The organism is Nocardia sp. NPDC058176, assembly GCF_042883805.1.
Taxonomy (GTDB): Bacteria; Actinomycetota; Actinomycetes; order Mycobacteriales; family Mycobacteriaceae; genus Nocardia.
Map to the genome: position 1 here is coordinate 1371939 of NZ_JBHVVA010000001.1, position 15407 is coordinate 1387345.

General features: G+C 67.6%; 15 protein-coding genes. 9 read left to right on the plus strand and 6 right to left on the minus strand.

Features of this window, described 5'->3' with window-relative positions:
- From ACFVVM_RS06400 to ACFVVM_RS06410, 3 genes are all read right to left on the minus strand, one after another.
- Window positions 1-399 (minus strand): hypothetical protein, encoded by a 399-nt coding sequence (locus ACFVVM_RS06400; RefSeq protein WP_387613657.1) that lies wholly within the window; start codon window positions 397-399, stop codon window positions 1-3.
- Between the two features lie 137 nt (window positions 400-536).
- Entirely contained in the window at window positions 537-1307 is a 771-nt protein-coding gene (locus ACFVVM_RS06405) for a phosphotransferase (RefSeq protein ID WP_387613660.1), read from the minus strand.
- Window positions 1308-1346: 39 nt separating this feature from the next.
- On the minus strand, window positions 1347-1916 hold the full coding sequence (locus ACFVVM_RS06410) for a CGNR zinc finger domain-containing protein (protein ID WP_387613662.1): 570 nt from the start codon (window positions 1914-1916) through the stop codon (window positions 1347-1349).
- 102 nt (window positions 1917-2018) lie between these two features.
- On the opposite strand from ACFVVM_RS06410, the gene ACFVVM_RS06415 reads away from it, so the two are divergent.
- Together ACFVVM_RS06415 and ACFVVM_RS06420 are read left to right on the plus strand one after the other, a co-directional pair.
- On the plus strand, window positions 2019-3191 hold the full coding sequence (locus tag ACFVVM_RS06415; protein WP_387613665.1) for an epoxide hydrolase: 1173 nt from the start codon (window positions 2019-2021) through the stop codon (window positions 3189-3191).
- A 51-nt stretch (window positions 3192-3242) separates the two neighbouring features.
- Window positions 3243-3833 carry a TetR/AcrR family transcriptional regulator gene (locus ACFVVM_RS06420; RefSeq protein WP_387613668.1) on the plus strand — a complete coding sequence of 197 codons (591 nt, stop codon included), beginning with the start codon at window positions 3243-3245 and terminating at the stop codon, window positions 3831-3833.
- Here ACFVVM_RS06420 and ACFVVM_RS06425 read toward each other — a convergent pair.
- Entirely contained in the window at window positions 3830-6325 is a 2496-nt protein-coding gene (locus ACFVVM_RS06425) for a molybdopterin-dependent oxidoreductase (RefSeq protein WP_387613671.1), read from the minus strand. The two genes, ACFVVM_RS06420 and ACFVVM_RS06425, sit on opposite strands and share 4 nt — an antisense overlap.
- A gap of 159 nt (window positions 6326-6484) precedes the next feature.
- On the opposite strand from ACFVVM_RS06425, the gene ACFVVM_RS06430 reads away from it, so the two are divergent.
- Together ACFVVM_RS06430 and ACFVVM_RS06435 are read left to right on the plus strand one after the other, a co-directional pair.
- Complete coding sequence (locus ACFVVM_RS06430) at window positions 6485-7666, plus strand: NAD(P)/FAD-dependent oxidoreductase (protein WP_387613673.1); 1182 nt, start codon at window positions 6485-6487, stop codon at window positions 7664-7666.
- 75 nt (window positions 7667-7741) lie between these two features.
- A complete protein-coding gene (locus tag ACFVVM_RS06435; RefSeq protein ID WP_387613675.1) occupies window positions 7742-8662 on the plus strand; it encodes an RNA polymerase sigma-70 factor in 921 nt (306 codons plus the stop codon).
- On the opposite strand, the gene ACFVVM_RS06440 is transcribed toward ACFVVM_RS06435, so the two are convergent.
- The gene (locus ACFVVM_RS06440; RefSeq protein WP_387613678.1) at window positions 8631-9758 is read right to left on the minus strand and encodes a helix-turn-helix domain-containing protein; all 1128 of its coding nucleotides are present in this window, start codon (window positions 9756-9758) and stop codon (window positions 8631-8633) included. The two genes, ACFVVM_RS06435 and ACFVVM_RS06440, sit on opposite strands and share 32 nt — an antisense overlap.
- 146 nt (window positions 9759-9904) lie before the next feature.
- Between ACFVVM_RS06440 and ACFVVM_RS06445 the strand changes: the two genes are divergently transcribed.
- The 3 genes from ACFVVM_RS06445 (at window position 9905) to ACFVVM_RS06455 (ending at window position 12539) form a co-directional block, all read left to right on the plus strand.
- Entirely contained in the window at window positions 9905-10282 is a 378-nt protein-coding gene (locus tag ACFVVM_RS06445) for a nuclear transport factor 2 family protein (protein WP_387613681.1), read from the plus strand.
- An 88-nt stretch (window positions 10283-10370) separates the two neighbouring features.
- Window positions 10371-10700 (plus strand): hypothetical protein, encoded by a 330-nt coding sequence (locus ACFVVM_RS06450; RefSeq protein WP_387613683.1) that lies wholly within the window; start codon window positions 10371-10373, stop codon window positions 10698-10700.
- 528 nt (window positions 10701-11228) lie between these two features.
- The gene (locus tag ACFVVM_RS06455; protein WP_387613686.1) at window positions 11229-12539 is read left to right on the plus strand and encodes a class I SAM-dependent methyltransferase; all 1311 of its coding nucleotides are present in this window, start codon (window positions 11229-11231) and stop codon (window positions 12537-12539) included.
- Here ACFVVM_RS06455 and ACFVVM_RS06460 read toward each other — a convergent pair.
- On the minus strand, window positions 12494-13420 hold the full coding sequence (locus ACFVVM_RS06460) for a helix-turn-helix domain-containing protein (protein WP_387613688.1): 927 nt from the start codon (window positions 13418-13420) through the stop codon (window positions 12494-12496). The two genes, ACFVVM_RS06455 and ACFVVM_RS06460, sit on opposite strands and share 46 nt — an antisense overlap.
- 99 nt (window positions 13421-13519) lie before the next feature.
- On the opposite strand from ACFVVM_RS06460, the gene ACFVVM_RS06465 reads away from it, so the two are divergent.
- Window positions 13520-14308 (plus strand): SDR family oxidoreductase, encoded by a 789-nt coding sequence (locus ACFVVM_RS06465; protein ID WP_387613691.1) that lies wholly within the window; start codon window positions 13520-13522, stop codon window positions 14306-14308.
- Window positions 14309-14319: 11 nt separating this feature from the next.
- The gene (locus tag ACFVVM_RS06470; RefSeq protein ID WP_387613693.1) at window positions 14320-15396 is read left to right on the plus strand and encodes a diacylglycerol kinase; all 1077 of its coding nucleotides are present in this window, start codon (window positions 14320-14322) and stop codon (window positions 15394-15396) included.
- Window positions 15397-15407 lie beyond the last annotated feature (11 nt).

Here is a 15407-nt window from a genome sequence, read left to right on the forward strand (position 1 = left end):
TCAGGGGCGGTCGACGTCGGCGATGATGGTCTCGGGCTTGAAGATCACCTTGTAGTGGTAGCGGCTGACCTCGGCGGATTCGAGCTGCTCGACGAAGTAGCTGACATTGTCGGAGAGGCCGAGGAAGTGCTTCTTGTACTCGTCCTCGCCCGTCTTGCAGGTGACCTCGAGCTGGTTGCCGTCGTCGTTGATCGAGCACTTGCCCTCGATCGAGAGCAGGTACTTGTCGGTGATGCCGTTGAAGAACACGACCCGGCGGTCGATCTTGAACTGGTCCGATTCCTTCGACAGATTCTTGGAGACGACGTCGGCGTCACTCGAACACCCCGTCAATGCGATGACACTGGCCGACAGCGCCGCAGCGGCCGCGAAGAACTTCTTGTTCATTTCTACCTTCATCTCACTCGTGGTGAGCCCCCCGCGCTGACCTCGGACGAGTCGTCGCCCGGCGCGGTCACCGTGAACACTTCCTTTCAATCATGAACGTCGGCGTTCGAGATCGCCACCACGACAGTCGTTCCCGTCCGACAGCGGCACTACCCGGCCGGGGATGCCAGCCTGTCGAGCAGTCCCGCGATGCCGCTGCGGACCGTCGCGGGGTCGTCGATGTCGAGGCCGTAGGTGACTTCGTACCAGGGGCCGAGGCGATGCCAGACGAGAGCGCGGCGGTGTAGCTCGTCGGTGAGACCGTAGGCGTCGGCCACCGCGGTCGCGAAAGGTGCCGGGGTACCGAACAGGGGCCAGGCGAGGTCGTTGGCGGGATCGCCGAGGTGCATGTCGCCGAAGTCGATCACCCCGGCGACGGACCCGTCGTTCACCAGGACGTGCTCGGGACCGAGGTCGCCGTGGACCACCGTGTCCGCCGGGAACTCTCGCACGGCATCGAGGATCGCCGTCGCCGAATCCTGGTGGGCGACAGGGAGCAGGGGGATCACCTCGGTCCGGAACCGGCCGATCTCCGCATCCCGGGTCCTTCTGGTCACTTCTGCCGACGGCAATCCACGCTGGATCGCGTCGGCGGGGGGACTGTCGTGCAGTGCGCGCAGAAACGCGCCGACCACACGCCCGTGCTCGACACCGGGTGCGTCGATCGCTCGGCCGGGAACCAGGGTGTGCCGCACGATGAGTGGATCATCGCTCACGACCCAGGGGACCGGCACCGCCAACGGCAGCAGTGGCGCCAGCCAGGGCATCAGCCGAACTTCGCGCAGCAGCTGATCAGCCACCTCCGGTCGACGCGGCCGACGCTCGATCCAACGATCCTCGACCACCGTCGCGACACTGTCCCAGCCCTCGGAGATCTCCACGAATCCCACGGTAGAACATCGGGACAGCGGCGCCTGCGGCTACTGGTGTGCGGCTTTCCGCTGATTGGCGAGGAAGCGTGCCTTCTTCTGGCGATTTCCGCACGTGTTCATGTCGCACCATTTGCGGGTGCGGCTCTGGCTGGTGTCGAAGAAGGCGGCGCGGCAGGTCGGCGATGCGCACAGGGCCAGTCGTCCGTCCCGTTCCCCGGCGATGATGCTGATCGCGTCGGCGGCGATCACGCCGAGGGCATCTTCCACGCAGGACGGCGAGCCGAGCCACCATTGCCGATTGCCGTCGGCCGTCAGGACGGCCGAGGCTCGGCCCTGAATGCTGCGGTCATTGATCACCTCGACGGCGGACGCCGGGGGAGTGTCGTGGATCGCGGCCGCGGTCGCGGCGGCGTGAATCGACTCCCGCAGTTCCCGAGCGAGTTCGAGCTGGGCGGTGGTGCAGGAGTCCACGGCCAAACCGCTCACGGCCAGCCAGTCGAGCAGTCGCTGCGGTGTGGGGATGCGCTCCACGGCATCGCCTTGCCGCTCCGTCAGTGTCGCCGTGAAGCTGGTCGCCAGGACAGTGCCGAGGCGGAAGTCGGGGAACACAGCAGGCATGGAACCACCTTAGCCGGTTGCACACGGGAACGGATGCGTGTTAGAACCGTCTTAGACGGTTCTCGAATCGCCCAGTCGATCCCGCGATGGCCAGGAGGTCTCATGCCCCGCCCAACCACCGACGTGCAACCATTCGAAGCCCAGGCGGCCGACGCCGACCTCGACGATCTGCGCGCGCGACTGGCCGCGGCACGCCTGCCCGAAGCCGAGACGGTCCACCACACCGCGCCCGGCCGTCGACGATGGGAACAGGGCGTACCACTCGCCGACCTCGTCGATCTCGTGCACTACTGGCGCACCGAGTACAACTGGCGGACGTTCGAAGACCGTCTCAACCGGATCGGCCAGTTCCGCACGACCATCGACGATCTCGGAATCCACTTCCTGCACCGCCGATCCCCGCGCGCGGACGCCACTCCGCTGATCTTGACGCACGGCTGGCCGGACAGCATCGCCCGATTCATCGATGTCGTCGACGAGCTGGCAGATCCGAAAGAGGCAGACGCACCCGCGTTCCACGTCGTGGTCCCGTCGCTACCGGGCTTCGGCTACAGCGACAAACCGGCCACCACCGGGTGGGGAACCGAAAAGATCGCGGCCGCATGGGTGGAACTGATGGGACGGCTCGGCTACCGCGAGTTCGCCGCCCACGGCGGCGACTGGGGAGGCAATATCACCACCGTCCTCGGCGGCAGGTTCCCCGCGCACGTTCTCGGCATCCACACGACGTTCGCGGCGGCACCGCCCGGGTTGACCACCGAGGGCCTGACGGCGGCCGAGCGCGAATGGACCGAGGAAACCCACCATTTCTGGCGCCACCGCGCGGCCTACGCGAAACAGCAGGCGACCCGACCGCAGACCATCGGCTACTCACTCGTCGACTCACCGGTCGGACTTCTCGCCTGGATCCTCGACAAGTTCGCCGAATGGACAGACACCGAAGACAGCCCGTTCGAGACGCTTTCCCGAGACCGCGTTCTGGACGACGTCACCCTGTACTGGCTGACCCGGACCGGCGCCTCGGCGGCCCGCATCTACTACGAAAGCCACAACTCACTCGACCCCGACCTGCGGGTCGACGTCCCGTCAGCCCTCACCATGTACCCCCGCGACGTCGAGAAGTGCCCGCGCCCCTGGGCCAAGGAGCGATACCGCCGGATCGTCCGATGGACCGAACCCGAAACCGGGGGACACTTCCCGTCTCTGGAGGTTCCCGAGTACTTCGTCAAGGACCTCCAGGACGGACTCGCGGCAGTGCTGTCGGCCGATCGGTGAACTGTAATCTGACCTATGACATAGCGTCATTTTCCCGGTGAGGATGCAGACATGGCCCGCGGTGACACGAAGGCACGCATGGTGCGCAGCGCGATCGAGCTGCTCTGCGCGCACGGCGCGACAGCGGTGACCCTCGACGCCGTCCTGTCGGCCAGCAACGCACCACGAGGATCGATCTACCACCACTTTCCCGGTGGCCGCGACGAACTGCTCCTGACCGCCGGGCGCACCGCGGCGGACTACCTCACGACAGTGGTGACCGACGCCTGCCGCGACGGCGACCCGCTGCGGGCACTGGACGGGCTCGGCGAATTCTGGCGAGCGACCCTGGAATCCGGTGACTACGAGCGCGGGTGCCCGATGGTCGCCCTGGTGGTCGACTCGCGCGCGGACCTTCCCGGCGCGGGGGAGCTGGTCGAGCGGACCTTCACGAACTGGCAGACGCTGATGACCGCCGTCCTCGAGTCCGCGGGCGCTCCCACCACGCAAGCGGTCAGCGTGGCGAATCTGGTGATCGCGAGCCTCGAAGGCGCCACCATCCTCTGCCGCGCCCACCGCAGCACAACCCCCCTCGACCGCACCCTCGACGCGCTCCGGCCCATCGTCGCCGCCATCGGCAGCACGCCGGCGAACGCCACCTAGAGGAGTGGTTCGATCCTGGCCGGAACGTTCTTGTGCCAGGGCGAACCGGAGAACTCGTCACGGCGCGTGGAACTGGTGAGACCGTTCAACGCCACACCGACCACACCGTCCTCGCCGGGATAGCTCACACCGAAACCGTTGGGCAGCGAAATGTGGCCGGCCTGCATCATGTCGCTGACCTCGACCACGGTCTGCGCCGAACCGGACTCGGTCACCACCCGCACCCCCGAACCGGACTCGAGCCCCAGCGATTCGGCGTCGGCGGCACTGATCCGCAGCGCTCCCTGCGCGTCACGGCGACGCCACCGGGGATCGCGGATGATCACGTTCGCGGTGAACGCGCGCCGCTCACCGGCGGACAGCACGAACGGGAATTCCGGTGTCGTATAGAGCGGTTCGGTGTTCTTGATCCGTTCGAGCTCGTCGAGCAGCCGGGGAATCGCCAGGTGCATACGGCCGTCGGGATGCTGGATGTAGTTCCAGGCGTCCTCGTAGCGATCCTCGGCGAACGTCACCCCTTCGCGCCGGTCGCGCAGCGCCTCGAACAGCTGCTCACCTCGCGCGAAACCGCGGGCATCGAACCCGGCGCGCGCGACCGCGTCGGGCTGGGAGATCGCACCCAGATGCGCCAGCCCCCAGATCAGCGCCAACGATCGCTCCGATTCGGCGAAGGTGTCGCCCAGCGTCCGATACAGCAGATACGGGACCAGGCCGGCCAGTTCGGGCCGGTTGGCGATGGTGGAGAAGAAGGCGAGGGCGAACGCCTCACGCCCGATCCCCGCGGCCGTGCGCAACTGGTCGAGCAGCGCGGGCTCGACGACACCGAGCCGGTCGATGACCTCGGCGTAGATCTGCGGCTCACTGCGCGTGCCCGGCAACGCCGCGGTGACCGGACGCCGCACCTGGAAGGAATTGTGGGGGAAGTGCAGCGTGAAGAACGAACTCTCGACCTTCTCGAACTGACTCGCCGCAGGCAGCACGTAATCGGCGTGCTGGGCGGTCTCGGTGAACGCCACGTCGACGACGACGCTCAACTCCAGCTCCCGCATCGCCCGCCGGAACCGCCCCGAATCCGGCAGCGAGTGCGCCGGATTGGACGAATCGACCCACAGCGCGCGCAAACGATCCGGATGCTCGGTGAGGATCTCCTCGGTGATCGCATTGCACGGGATGAGACCACCGATGATGGTCGCACCCGACACCGGGGTGGTTCCCGCCTCCTCCAAGCGGCCGAGCGCCGAGGCCATGATGCGCGCGGTGGGCACGGCCACGGCATCGAAGAACGCCTGTAGCGCGACGTCGGAGACGAGGTTCGCGGCCCGCGTCGCCACGGCCGAGCCCGCCGCACCGGCGATGACACGGCGCAGCGGTGCCGCACCCAGCCGCATCGCCGTGCCGCCGACCGCCCGACGCGAACGCGGCGCCCGCACCGGGTGCCGCTGCGAAGGCACCGGGAACCAACTGCCCGCCAGCGGGAACATCCACGAATGAATATGCATGCCACCGGGTTTGGCGAAATTTCCGGTGAGCATCCAGATCATCTTGTTCAGGTACGCGACCAGCGTGGAGTTGGGCGATTGCTGCACGCCGAGGTCTTCGTAGGTGGCGGCACTCTCGGCCGCGGCGATCCGGCGCGCCGCACTCCGGATCAACTGCTCGTCCACACCGCAGCGGCGTGCGTGGTCGGCGACATCGATCCCGCGCAGTGCGTCGAGCACCTGTTCGCTGCCGGTGGTGTGCGCGGCCAGCCACGCGACATCGTGCAGATCCTCCTGGACCAGGGTCGCCACGAGCGCGGACACACACCAGGCGTCGGTACCCGGTTTGATCTGGAGGTGGAAGTCGGCGATGTCGGCGGTCTCCGAGCGACGTGGGTCGATCACGATGATCGCCCGGCCCGGATCACGCGAGAGCTCCCGCAGTACCGGTCGGGCACGGGCGATGCCGTGCGACTGCCACGGGTTCTTGCCGACGAAGATCGCGACCTCGGTGTGTTCGAAGTCGCCGGTGGTGTGGTTGCCGTAGAGCTGCTTGTCGACCCAGCTCTCCCCGGTCTTCTCCTGGGCCAGCGCGTTGGACATGTACTTCGCGCCCACCGCGTGGAACAGGGCGCGGCCATAGGCGCCGCCGAGGTGGTTGCCCTGACCGCCGCCACCGTAGAAGAAGATCTTGTCCCCGCCGTGGCGGCCGCGGATGGCGGTGAGCGCGGTGTCCCAATCGATCTGCTCGTAGCTGCCGTTGGGTCGGCGGCGCAGGGGAGTGTCGAGCCGGTGCGGCCCGTTCTGGTACTTGTCCAGCCGCAGCGGCTTCTCACAGGTGTAGCCCGCCGAGCCGGGATGTTGCTTGTCGCCGCGGATCTTGGTCAGGGCTCCGTCCTCGACCAGAACCTCCAGGCCGCAGTTGCACTCGCAGAGGATGCACGCCGTCTTGCGCCACTGCCCACCGTCCGGCCGGTGTGTCGCGTCGTCGGTGGCCACGGAGTCCTGGGGCATTGCGCTCCTCGGTTGTCGGTCGCGTTCTATGAAGTCTGTCATAGTGACTATTGAGGAGCGAGTATGTGGTGACGCAGGTCACAATGATGACCTGTCACGTTCACGAGGGCTGCCCTGTCCCATGGTCGACCACAACGGGACAAGACCTCGGAGCACACGATGAATTCCACCGACACCCACAAGATCGTCGTCCTCGGCGCCGGCTACACCGGCATGATCGCCACCACCTACCTGGCCCGCGACACCCGGAAGATGAACGTCGACATCACCCTGGTGAACCCGTCGCCCCGCTTCACCGAGCGGCTGCGCATGCACCAGGTCGCGGCCGGGCAGGAACTGGCCCACTTCGACATCCCCACCCTGCTCGACGGCTCGGGGGTGAACTTCCGGCAGGCCGCCGCCACCGCCATCGACACCGCCGCCCGGACCGTCACCCTCGACGACGGCGCGACCCTGCACTACGACCGCCTGATCTACGCCCTCGGCAGCGCCACCGACACCAGCCTTGTCCCCGGCGCCACCGAGCACGCCTGGACCTTGAACGATCCCCGCCTGGCACACCGATTCTCGCAGCGACTCACCGAGATCGCCGCCGACCGCGGCACCGTCACCGTCTGCGGCGGCGGCCTCACCGGCATCGAAGCCGCAGCCGAGATCGCCGAGGCTCATCCGGACCTGACCGTCACCCTGGTCAGCGCCACCGAACCCGGAGCGATGATGGGGGACAAGGCCCGCGCGCACGTGAACCGCGTCTTCGACCGGCTGGGCGTGCAGCGCAGGGTCGGCGTCAAGGTCGGCAAGGTACTGCCCGACGCCGTGCACCTCGACACCCGCGACACGCTCGCCTCGGACCTGACCCTGTGGACCACCGGCGTTCGGGTCTCCCCGCTGGCCGCCCAGTCCGGAATCGCCACCGACGAACAGGGCCGCATCGACACCGACCCGACCCTGCGCTCGGTCTCGCACCCGGAGATCCACGCCATCGGCGACGCGGCGGTGATCCGGCAGGCCTGGGGGGAGGTGCACGGCACCTGCCAGACCGGCGTGGCCTCGGCCGCCCACGCCGTCGGCGTCATCACGCGACTGCTGAAGGGCAAGAAGGTCAAGCCGTTCCGCATCGGCTACTTCCACCAGCCGGTGAGCCTGGGGCGCGAGGACGCGGTCATCCAGTTCACCAAGGCCGATGACACCCCGACCCGGTGGTACCTGAAGGGCAAAGCCGCCGTCGCCTACAAGGAATCGGTCAGCAAGACCCCGCCGATGGCATACAAGATGAGCAAGGTCGTGAAACTGCCGGTCAAGATGACCAACGGCGGCCGCGCCACCCGTGCGACCCAGTGAGCCGACTCCGACGGCCGGACCGTTCCAGCGAACATGCGGCCGTCCGGTGGCACCGTCCCGGCGATACCGGTAGGCATGTATTCCATGCGGGACCCGGCCAGAACCAGCGCTCCGACTGCCGACGCCACCTCGGCCGATCCCTTCGCCGAGCACCGCCGCCTGCTCTTCAGTACCGCCTATCAGATGCTGGGCAGCGTCGTCGACGCCGAGGACATCCTCCAGGACGCCTGGCTGAAATGGCATGCCGTCGACCAGAATTCGGTCCAGCACCCCAAGTCCTACCTGGTCCGCGCGGTCACCAACCTCGCCCTGAACCGCCTCACCTCCGCCCGGGTCACCCGCGAAACCTACGTCGGCCCGTGGCTGCCCGAACCGCTGATCACCACGCCCGACATCGCCGAGGAGACCGAAAAGGCGGACACTGTCTCCACCGCCATGCTGGTCCTCCTCGAAACCCTCAGCCCCGTCGAACGAGCCGTGTTCGTACTGCGCGAGGTCTTCGGGTACTCACACGCCGAAATCGGCGGCTTCCTCGATCGCCCCGAGCCCACCATCCGCCAGATCTCCCACCGCGCCCGCTCACACATGCAGTCCCGCCGCCCCCGCTTCGACACCGACGACACCTCCCGCCAGGAGGTCACCGAGAAGTTCATGGCCGCCTGCCACGGGGGAGACCTCAACGCGCTGATGGAAATCCTCGCCCCCGAGGTGACCCTGTGGAACGACGGCGGCGGCAAGGTCACCGCCGCCCGCCGCCCGATGCACGGCCCCGACCACGTCGCCCGGTGGATGCTCGGCGTCATGGCCAAACCGACCTCCGCAGGCATCCGCCTGCAACCGGCCACCATCAACGGCGAACTCGGCATCATCGGCCTCATCGGCGACTACCTCGTCGGCGCCCTCACCTACGACATCCGCGACGGGCACATCGAGAACATCCGCTTCCAGGTCAACCCCGACAAGCTCACCGGTCTCCACCAGCCCGCCGACTCCTGAGCAACCACACCTGCAGTGCCAGATACAACGTGGCCGCCTCCGCCGGGGCCGCGAACGTCCAACCGGTGAGCCGCTCCATCCGTTTGAGCCGGTGCAGCACCGTGTTCCGGTGCAGATGCAGGTGCGCTCCGACCGCCGAGGTCGAACCACCGAGGTCGAACCAGGCCAGGGCGGTCTGCGCGAGCGCCGTCGCATCATCGGGATGAAGCCGGTCGAACGCGGTCAGCGCGTCCGCGAAGACTTCCGCGGCCAGATCCGGGTTCGCCGCGATCATCACCCGCACCGAGGACGTGCCGTACCGGTGGATTCCCCCGTCCGCCGGGCCGAGACAGCCGAACGCCAGGCGCGCCTGGCCGAGCGCGGTCGACGCGGCGGTGAGGTCGGTGAAGGGCCTGCTGGCACCGGCGCGCGCCGCGACGGCACCGAGTGCGCGATCGAGCAGGGCGGGGGAGTCCGCCGCGGCCAGGGTCACCGGTCCGTCGTCGAGCAGGGTATCGACGGTGCGCACGCCGGTCACCGTCAGACGGAGCTCGCCGAACAGGACGACGAACGTGCTGTGGGCGGGCAGGCGCATCCGGGCGGCCACGGTCGCACGCTGTACCGCGGGCAGATCCTGATCGAGCAGCGCCCGCAGCAACCGTTGATCGGGCTGTTCGTTCCCGACGACGACCACTCGCCGGTACTCCTCGGCCGCCACGACCGAGTACTCGTCGATCGTCGCCCACACCCGCGTGGACATTCGGGCGAGTGCTGGCTGGTCGTCGGCATCGGCCCGTTCGACGATGACCTCCCAGAACGCCATGCCCGCCACCCGGAACGCGTGCAGCAAGCTGTCGAGCGGAATGTCGCGTTCGGCCTTCAGACGTCCGGCGTGACGAGCGGGCTCGAGCGAATAGGGCACTCCGGCGATGGCATCGACCAGGGCCGCGAGGCTGTCGGCGACCAGTTCGGCCAGCTCGTCGCGGCTCAGCGCCGCGTCCTCGTAGTCGGCGTCGTCGTGATTGATCCGGGCGGTCACGAGCTCCGAGATCGCCGCCAGATCCGCCCGCAGTTCCCGCAGCAGGCGCGGACCGACGATCCGGGTGTCCTGGGTCACCGGCCCCAAGGTATCAGCCGTTGTGCCCATGCCCAACGACGATGACAGAACTCGCGGCGCCCGCCCCTCGCCACCACGGGATCGCCTCGGACACACTGGATTTCCCCCGGTCACGGGGGAGAGGCCAACGATCGGAGTCCACTGTCATGACCACCGCCACCCGGGAACTGTTCGAGCGCTACCACGCCTGCTGGGCTGCCCGCGACCCCGACCGTATCGTCGAACTCCACACCGCCGACTCACTGTTCCACCTGCATTCCGGCCAGGAACCCGCCCGCGGCCGCGACGCGATCCACCAGTCCGCGACCCAGCTACTGGCCCTCGTCCCGGACCTGACCTTTCACCTGATCTCCTTGCGTGTGGGCGAGGACTTCTGGGTAGTGCAGTGGCAGCTCACCGGCACCTCGGTCACCGGTAAAGCCGTGCTCGTCGACCTGGCGGACTATGTCCTGATCGAGGACGGCGCGGTCAAGGAAAAGCATTCCTACGTCGACGGAGTCGCCATGCAGGCCGCCGCTAGCTGAATCATCGGCCTCCACCATCCCGAGGCGTAGAGTTGATCGCCCGAGGCAACAGGAGTCGACGATGTCCATACGCGCCAGGACAACGATCATGCGGACCGCCGTCGTCGCCGTGGCCGTGGGTGGTGCCACGCTGTGCGGCACGAGCGGTCACGCATTCGCCGACGTCGAACCCGGCGCCTACACATCCACGACGTGGTCATCGGGCATCGTGCTCCTACAACGCGACGCCCGCGTCGAGGGCGGCGAACTCGTCCTGATCGGGCGTTATCCGATTCAGCCGACGCCCGACGGTGGCTACCTGGACTTGTTTCCCGGCCACCGGGTCATCCTGAACAGCGACGGCCACGGGGGATACGAGGGCCCGGCGTTCTTCGGCGACGTTGTGATCGGCGCCATCACCCTGACACCCCAACGCTGACCGTTAGTGATCGCCGCGGCACAGGGTTTACTTGTCATAATGTGCATTATCGGCGTTTTAACGCGGCCGGTCGGAAGTGTTTTTCGTGAGTTTTGGCAGCGTGTGCATTGTTGCGCTGGGTGCCGTGGTGCGCGCACTCCCGTGGGTTACAGGCTCTTCCGGACGTCTGCGACGTGTTCGTTCCATTCTGTGCCCACCGCCTGGGTTCATCCGGAATGTGGGATTCGGCCGGATTGGTGATTTCGGGACCGTTTGGGTCGGCTGGTGATCATTGGCGAATGCGCCAGAAACAGGCTCCCAGGCCCCAGGTATGGGCGAAACCGAGAGTCGCGTCGAGTTGGTGTAGCACTCCCCCTCCACCTTCCCCATGCATCAATTCGTCACTGTGACGAATTGATGCATGGGGAGAGGCTGGCCGATGGCCGTGGGTTTCTCGGCCCTCCCGGAATCGGGTGCGTGAAGGGGAAACCTCGCGGCTGATCCGCGTCGTTGGCATTCGGGTCGGTGGTCGCGGGTGATAGTGGTCGGATGGGCAATGACAGCACCATCGCGGCGGTGTTCGAACCTTTGATGCGGGCCGCGTTGGGGTCCGAGTCCTCGGTGCGATTCGAGTTCTGGGACGGTAGCGCGATCGAGCCGGCCGGGGTGTGTTCCGGCACGATGCGGGTGCGGTCGAAGGACGCGTTGAGCTACATGGTGTGGGCGCCGGGTGAGCTCGGGCTGGCCCGTGCCTATGTGTCTGGGAATGTGGATCTGGACGGCGACATCTTCAAAATTCTTCGGTCGCTGCAATTGACGGCATCGGACGACGCCCGGCTCGGCCTCGATGCAGCGTGGAAGGCCATGGGTGCGGCGCGGCAGCTCGGTGCGCTGACGCATCGGCCGACGCCGCCCCCGGAGGAAGCACGTCCGCGGCGTGGACGGCTGCACACCAGGCGCCGGGACGCGGCGGCGATCAGTCATCACTACGACGTGGGCAACGACTTCTATCGACTGGTGCTCGGCCCGAGCATGACGTACTCGTGCGCACGGTTCGTCGCCACCGACGACGACGGTCATGCCCCGGCCGACGGTTCGCTCACGCTCGAGGACGCCCAGGCCGCCAAGCACGATCTGATCTGCCGCAAGCTGGGTGTGGCCGAGCGGCCGGGGACGCGGCTGCTCGATGTGGGGTGCGGATGGGGGTCGATGGCGATGCACGCCGCGGCTGTGTACGGCGCGCGGGTTGTCGGGGTGACGATCAGTCGGGAGCAGGCCGAGCTGGCGCGCAGGCGAGTCGACGAGGTGGGGTTGAGCGGGCAGGTCGAGATCCGGCTGGCGGATTATCGGGAGCTGCGCGGTGAGGAGTTCGACGTCATCTCCTCGATCGGGATGTTCGAGCACGTCGGTACCGAGCGCGCCGCGGAGTACTTCGAGACGTTGCGTGCGCTACTTCCTCCTGGCGGGCGCCTGCTCAATCACGCGATCTCCTCCCCCGGCGGGTCCACGATGACCGGCCGCTCGTTCATCGGCCGCTATGTCTTCCCGGACGGGGAGCTGATCGATGTCGGTGAGGTGGTGCTGGCGATGCAGCGCGCCGGATTCGAGGTACGGGATGTGGAGGCGCTGCGCGAGCACTACGCGCTGACGTTGCGCCGGTGGGTCGCCAATCTCGAAGGCGGATGGGACCAGGCGGTCGCGCTGTCCAGTGCCGGGCGGGCCCGGATCTGGCGGCTCTACATGGCGGCGTCGGCGTTGGGTTTCGAGGACGGCGGGCTCGGTATCCATCAGGTGCTCGGCGTGGTGCCGGATGCTCAGGGTGGTGTCGACATGCCGGGGTCGCGGCGCGCGTGGGGCTGATCGGCGAGCATTTCGGCGAGCTGGTCGGCGCAGCTGCGCACGAGCTGGATGTATCGCCGGCGTTGGGCGGGCTCGGTGGCGGCAGCCAGGATGCCGAGCTGGAGTTCGTATTCGGCGCGGCCGTCGCGGACGATCGGGGCCGAGAGGTAGCTGACCGGCAGGGCGGGCGTGTCGGTGATCTCGGTGATGGTGCAGGGGTGGGAGGTCAGCCGCGCGATCTGGCGCAGGGCCGTCTCGCGTGCCGAACGTTCGACACCGGCGGATCCGCTGGCGGTGAGCAGGTCGACGAGCACCTCGACGAGGTGACCATTGCCGTCGCCGGGCCGGAACATGGCGAACCCGTGCTCGGCGACGAAGCGGATCAGCTGACGTCCCTGCCTGCCGGCGGTCTGCGCGGTGGCCATCCACGCGTCCTGTTCGGCGCGCTCGCGCCATGGCATCACCGCGGCGCCGGCGGGGTAGCCGAGCGGAATGGGCTGGCCGAGGGAGAATCCCGGGATCACGCGGCCGGTTTCGGGGTATCGCTTGGCCACCACGGTCAGGGTGCCGGGCGCGATCCGGGACAGGGTGGCGCCGCAACCGGTGTCGCGGGCGAGGCGGGTGAGGATGGGTTCGGCGGCCCGGGTGATCTCGTCTCCGGTCCGGCCCGCGCCCAGTTCCAGTGCGGCGGGGCCGATTCGGTAGCGCAGGCGTTCGTCGCGCTGCACCCAGCGTGCGGCGTGTAGTTCGCGGGTGATCGAGGCGATCGTGGCGCGTGGGACCGACAGTCGCTGGGCGATCTGCGACACCGTCAGTCCTTTGTCGAGTCGGGCCAGCAGTTCCATGACCGCGATCACGCGCCAGGTCGGCGGTGACGCGCCGGAATCGGCGGGTTCGCGCACTGGCTCTCCTCTTGTCCTTCGTTATCCGGACGTCTACAGTAGCGCGACTATTTGCCAGCTCAGTGACGAATATTCGTCACATGGGAGCGGAGGAGTGCGATGATTCTCGATCAGTTCCGGCTCGATGACCGGGTGGCGATCGTGACCGGCGCGGGTCGCGGTCTCGGCAGGGCGATGGCGATCGCCTTCGCGGAAGCGGGCGCCGATGTGGTGATCACGTCCCGCACTCGTTCGGAGTTGACGGAGGTGGGAACGGCGATCGAGGCGGCCGGCCGGCGCGCCCACATCGTGGTGTCGGATCTGGCCGAGGACGATCCGGCCGTGCTGGTCGAGGGCGCGATCGAGCAGTTCGGCAGACTCGACGTGGTGGTCAACAATGTCGGCGGTGCGATGCCGACGCCGTTCCTGCAAGCGACCGCCGCGAGTCTCGATGACGCGTTCGCCTTCAATGTCACGGCCGCGCACCGGCTCATCCAGGCGGCGGTGCCGAGGTTGCTCGAGACGCCGGGCGGGAAGTCGATCATCAACATCACCTCGACGATGGGCCGCCTGCCCGGTCGTGCTTTTCTCGCGTACGGCACGGCGAAGGCGGCGTTCGCGCATTACACCCGGTTGGCGGCGCTCGACCTCTCCCCCAGGATCCGGGTCAATGCCATCGCCCCGGGTTCGATTCTGACCTCGGCACTGGAAGTGGTCGCCGCCGATGAGAAGTTCCGGTCCGAGCTCGAGCGGAAGACCCCGCTGCGCCGCCTGGGTGTTCCCCTCGATGTCGCGGCCACCGCGCTGTTCCTGGCCTCGGATGCGGGCAGTTTCATGACGGGGAAGGTGCTCGAACCCGATGGTGGACTCATCAGCCCGAATCTCGATCTGCCCATCCCCGACCTGTGAAAGGCTCCGCCATGAATCATCGAATCGTCGTCTGGGGAACCGGAAACGTCGGAAAGCTGGCCCTGCGTGGGGTTTTGAGTGATCCGGGACTGGACTTGGTGGGTGTGCGCGTGTCGAGTGCGGCCAAGGCCGGGCTGGACGCGTGTGAGCTCGCCGGACTGCCCGGGTCCAGTGGCGTCGCGGCGACCACCGATACCGCGGCGATCGTGGCGCTGCGCCCGGATTGCGTCGTCTACACCGCGATGGCCGACAACCGGCTGATGGAGGCGCTCGAGGATCTGCGGGTGATCCTGGCCGCGGGGATCAACGTGGTCGCCAGTGGGCCGGTGTTCCTGCAGTACCCATGGGATGTGGTGCCCCCGGAGCTGTCCGGACCCATCGAGGCGGCGGCCGCCGAGGGCGGGGTGTCGTTGTATGTCAACGGGATCGATCCCGGTTTCGCCAACGACCTCATCCCGTTCGCGCTGATGAGTACCTGCGAGCGGATCGATCAGGTCCGCTGTATGGAAATCGTGGACTACTCCACCTATGACAACCGTGCGGTGATGTTCGACATCATGGGGTTCGGTGCACCGCTGGCCGAGATTCCGCTGCTGTTGCAGCCGGGGGTGTTGTCGCTGGCGTGGGGCAGTGTGGTGCGTCAGCTCGCTGCGGGAATGGGTGTCGAGCTCGACGAGGTGACCGAGACCTACGAGCGTCTGCCCGCACACGAAACGTTCACCATCGCTTCCGGTGAGATCGCCGAAGGCACGGCGGCGGCATTGCGTTTCGAAGTGCGCGGCATGGTCGACGGCCGTGCTGTCGCGGTGCTCGAGCATGTCACCCGGCTGCGTGAGGATCTCGCACCGGAGTGGCCGCAACCCGCTCGGACCGGCGGCTCCTATCGGGTTCGGATCACCGGTGAGCCGCACTATGACCTCGATCTCGCGATGTTCAGCGACAACGGCGACCACAATCACGCGAGCCTGGTCGGCACCGCCCTGCGAATCGTGAACGCGATCCCCGCCGTCGTGGCCGCGGCGCCGGGATTGAAGACGACGCTGGACCTCCCGATCAATCCGGGTAAGGGTCGACTGGCGGCTGGTTAGCGCCGAATGCT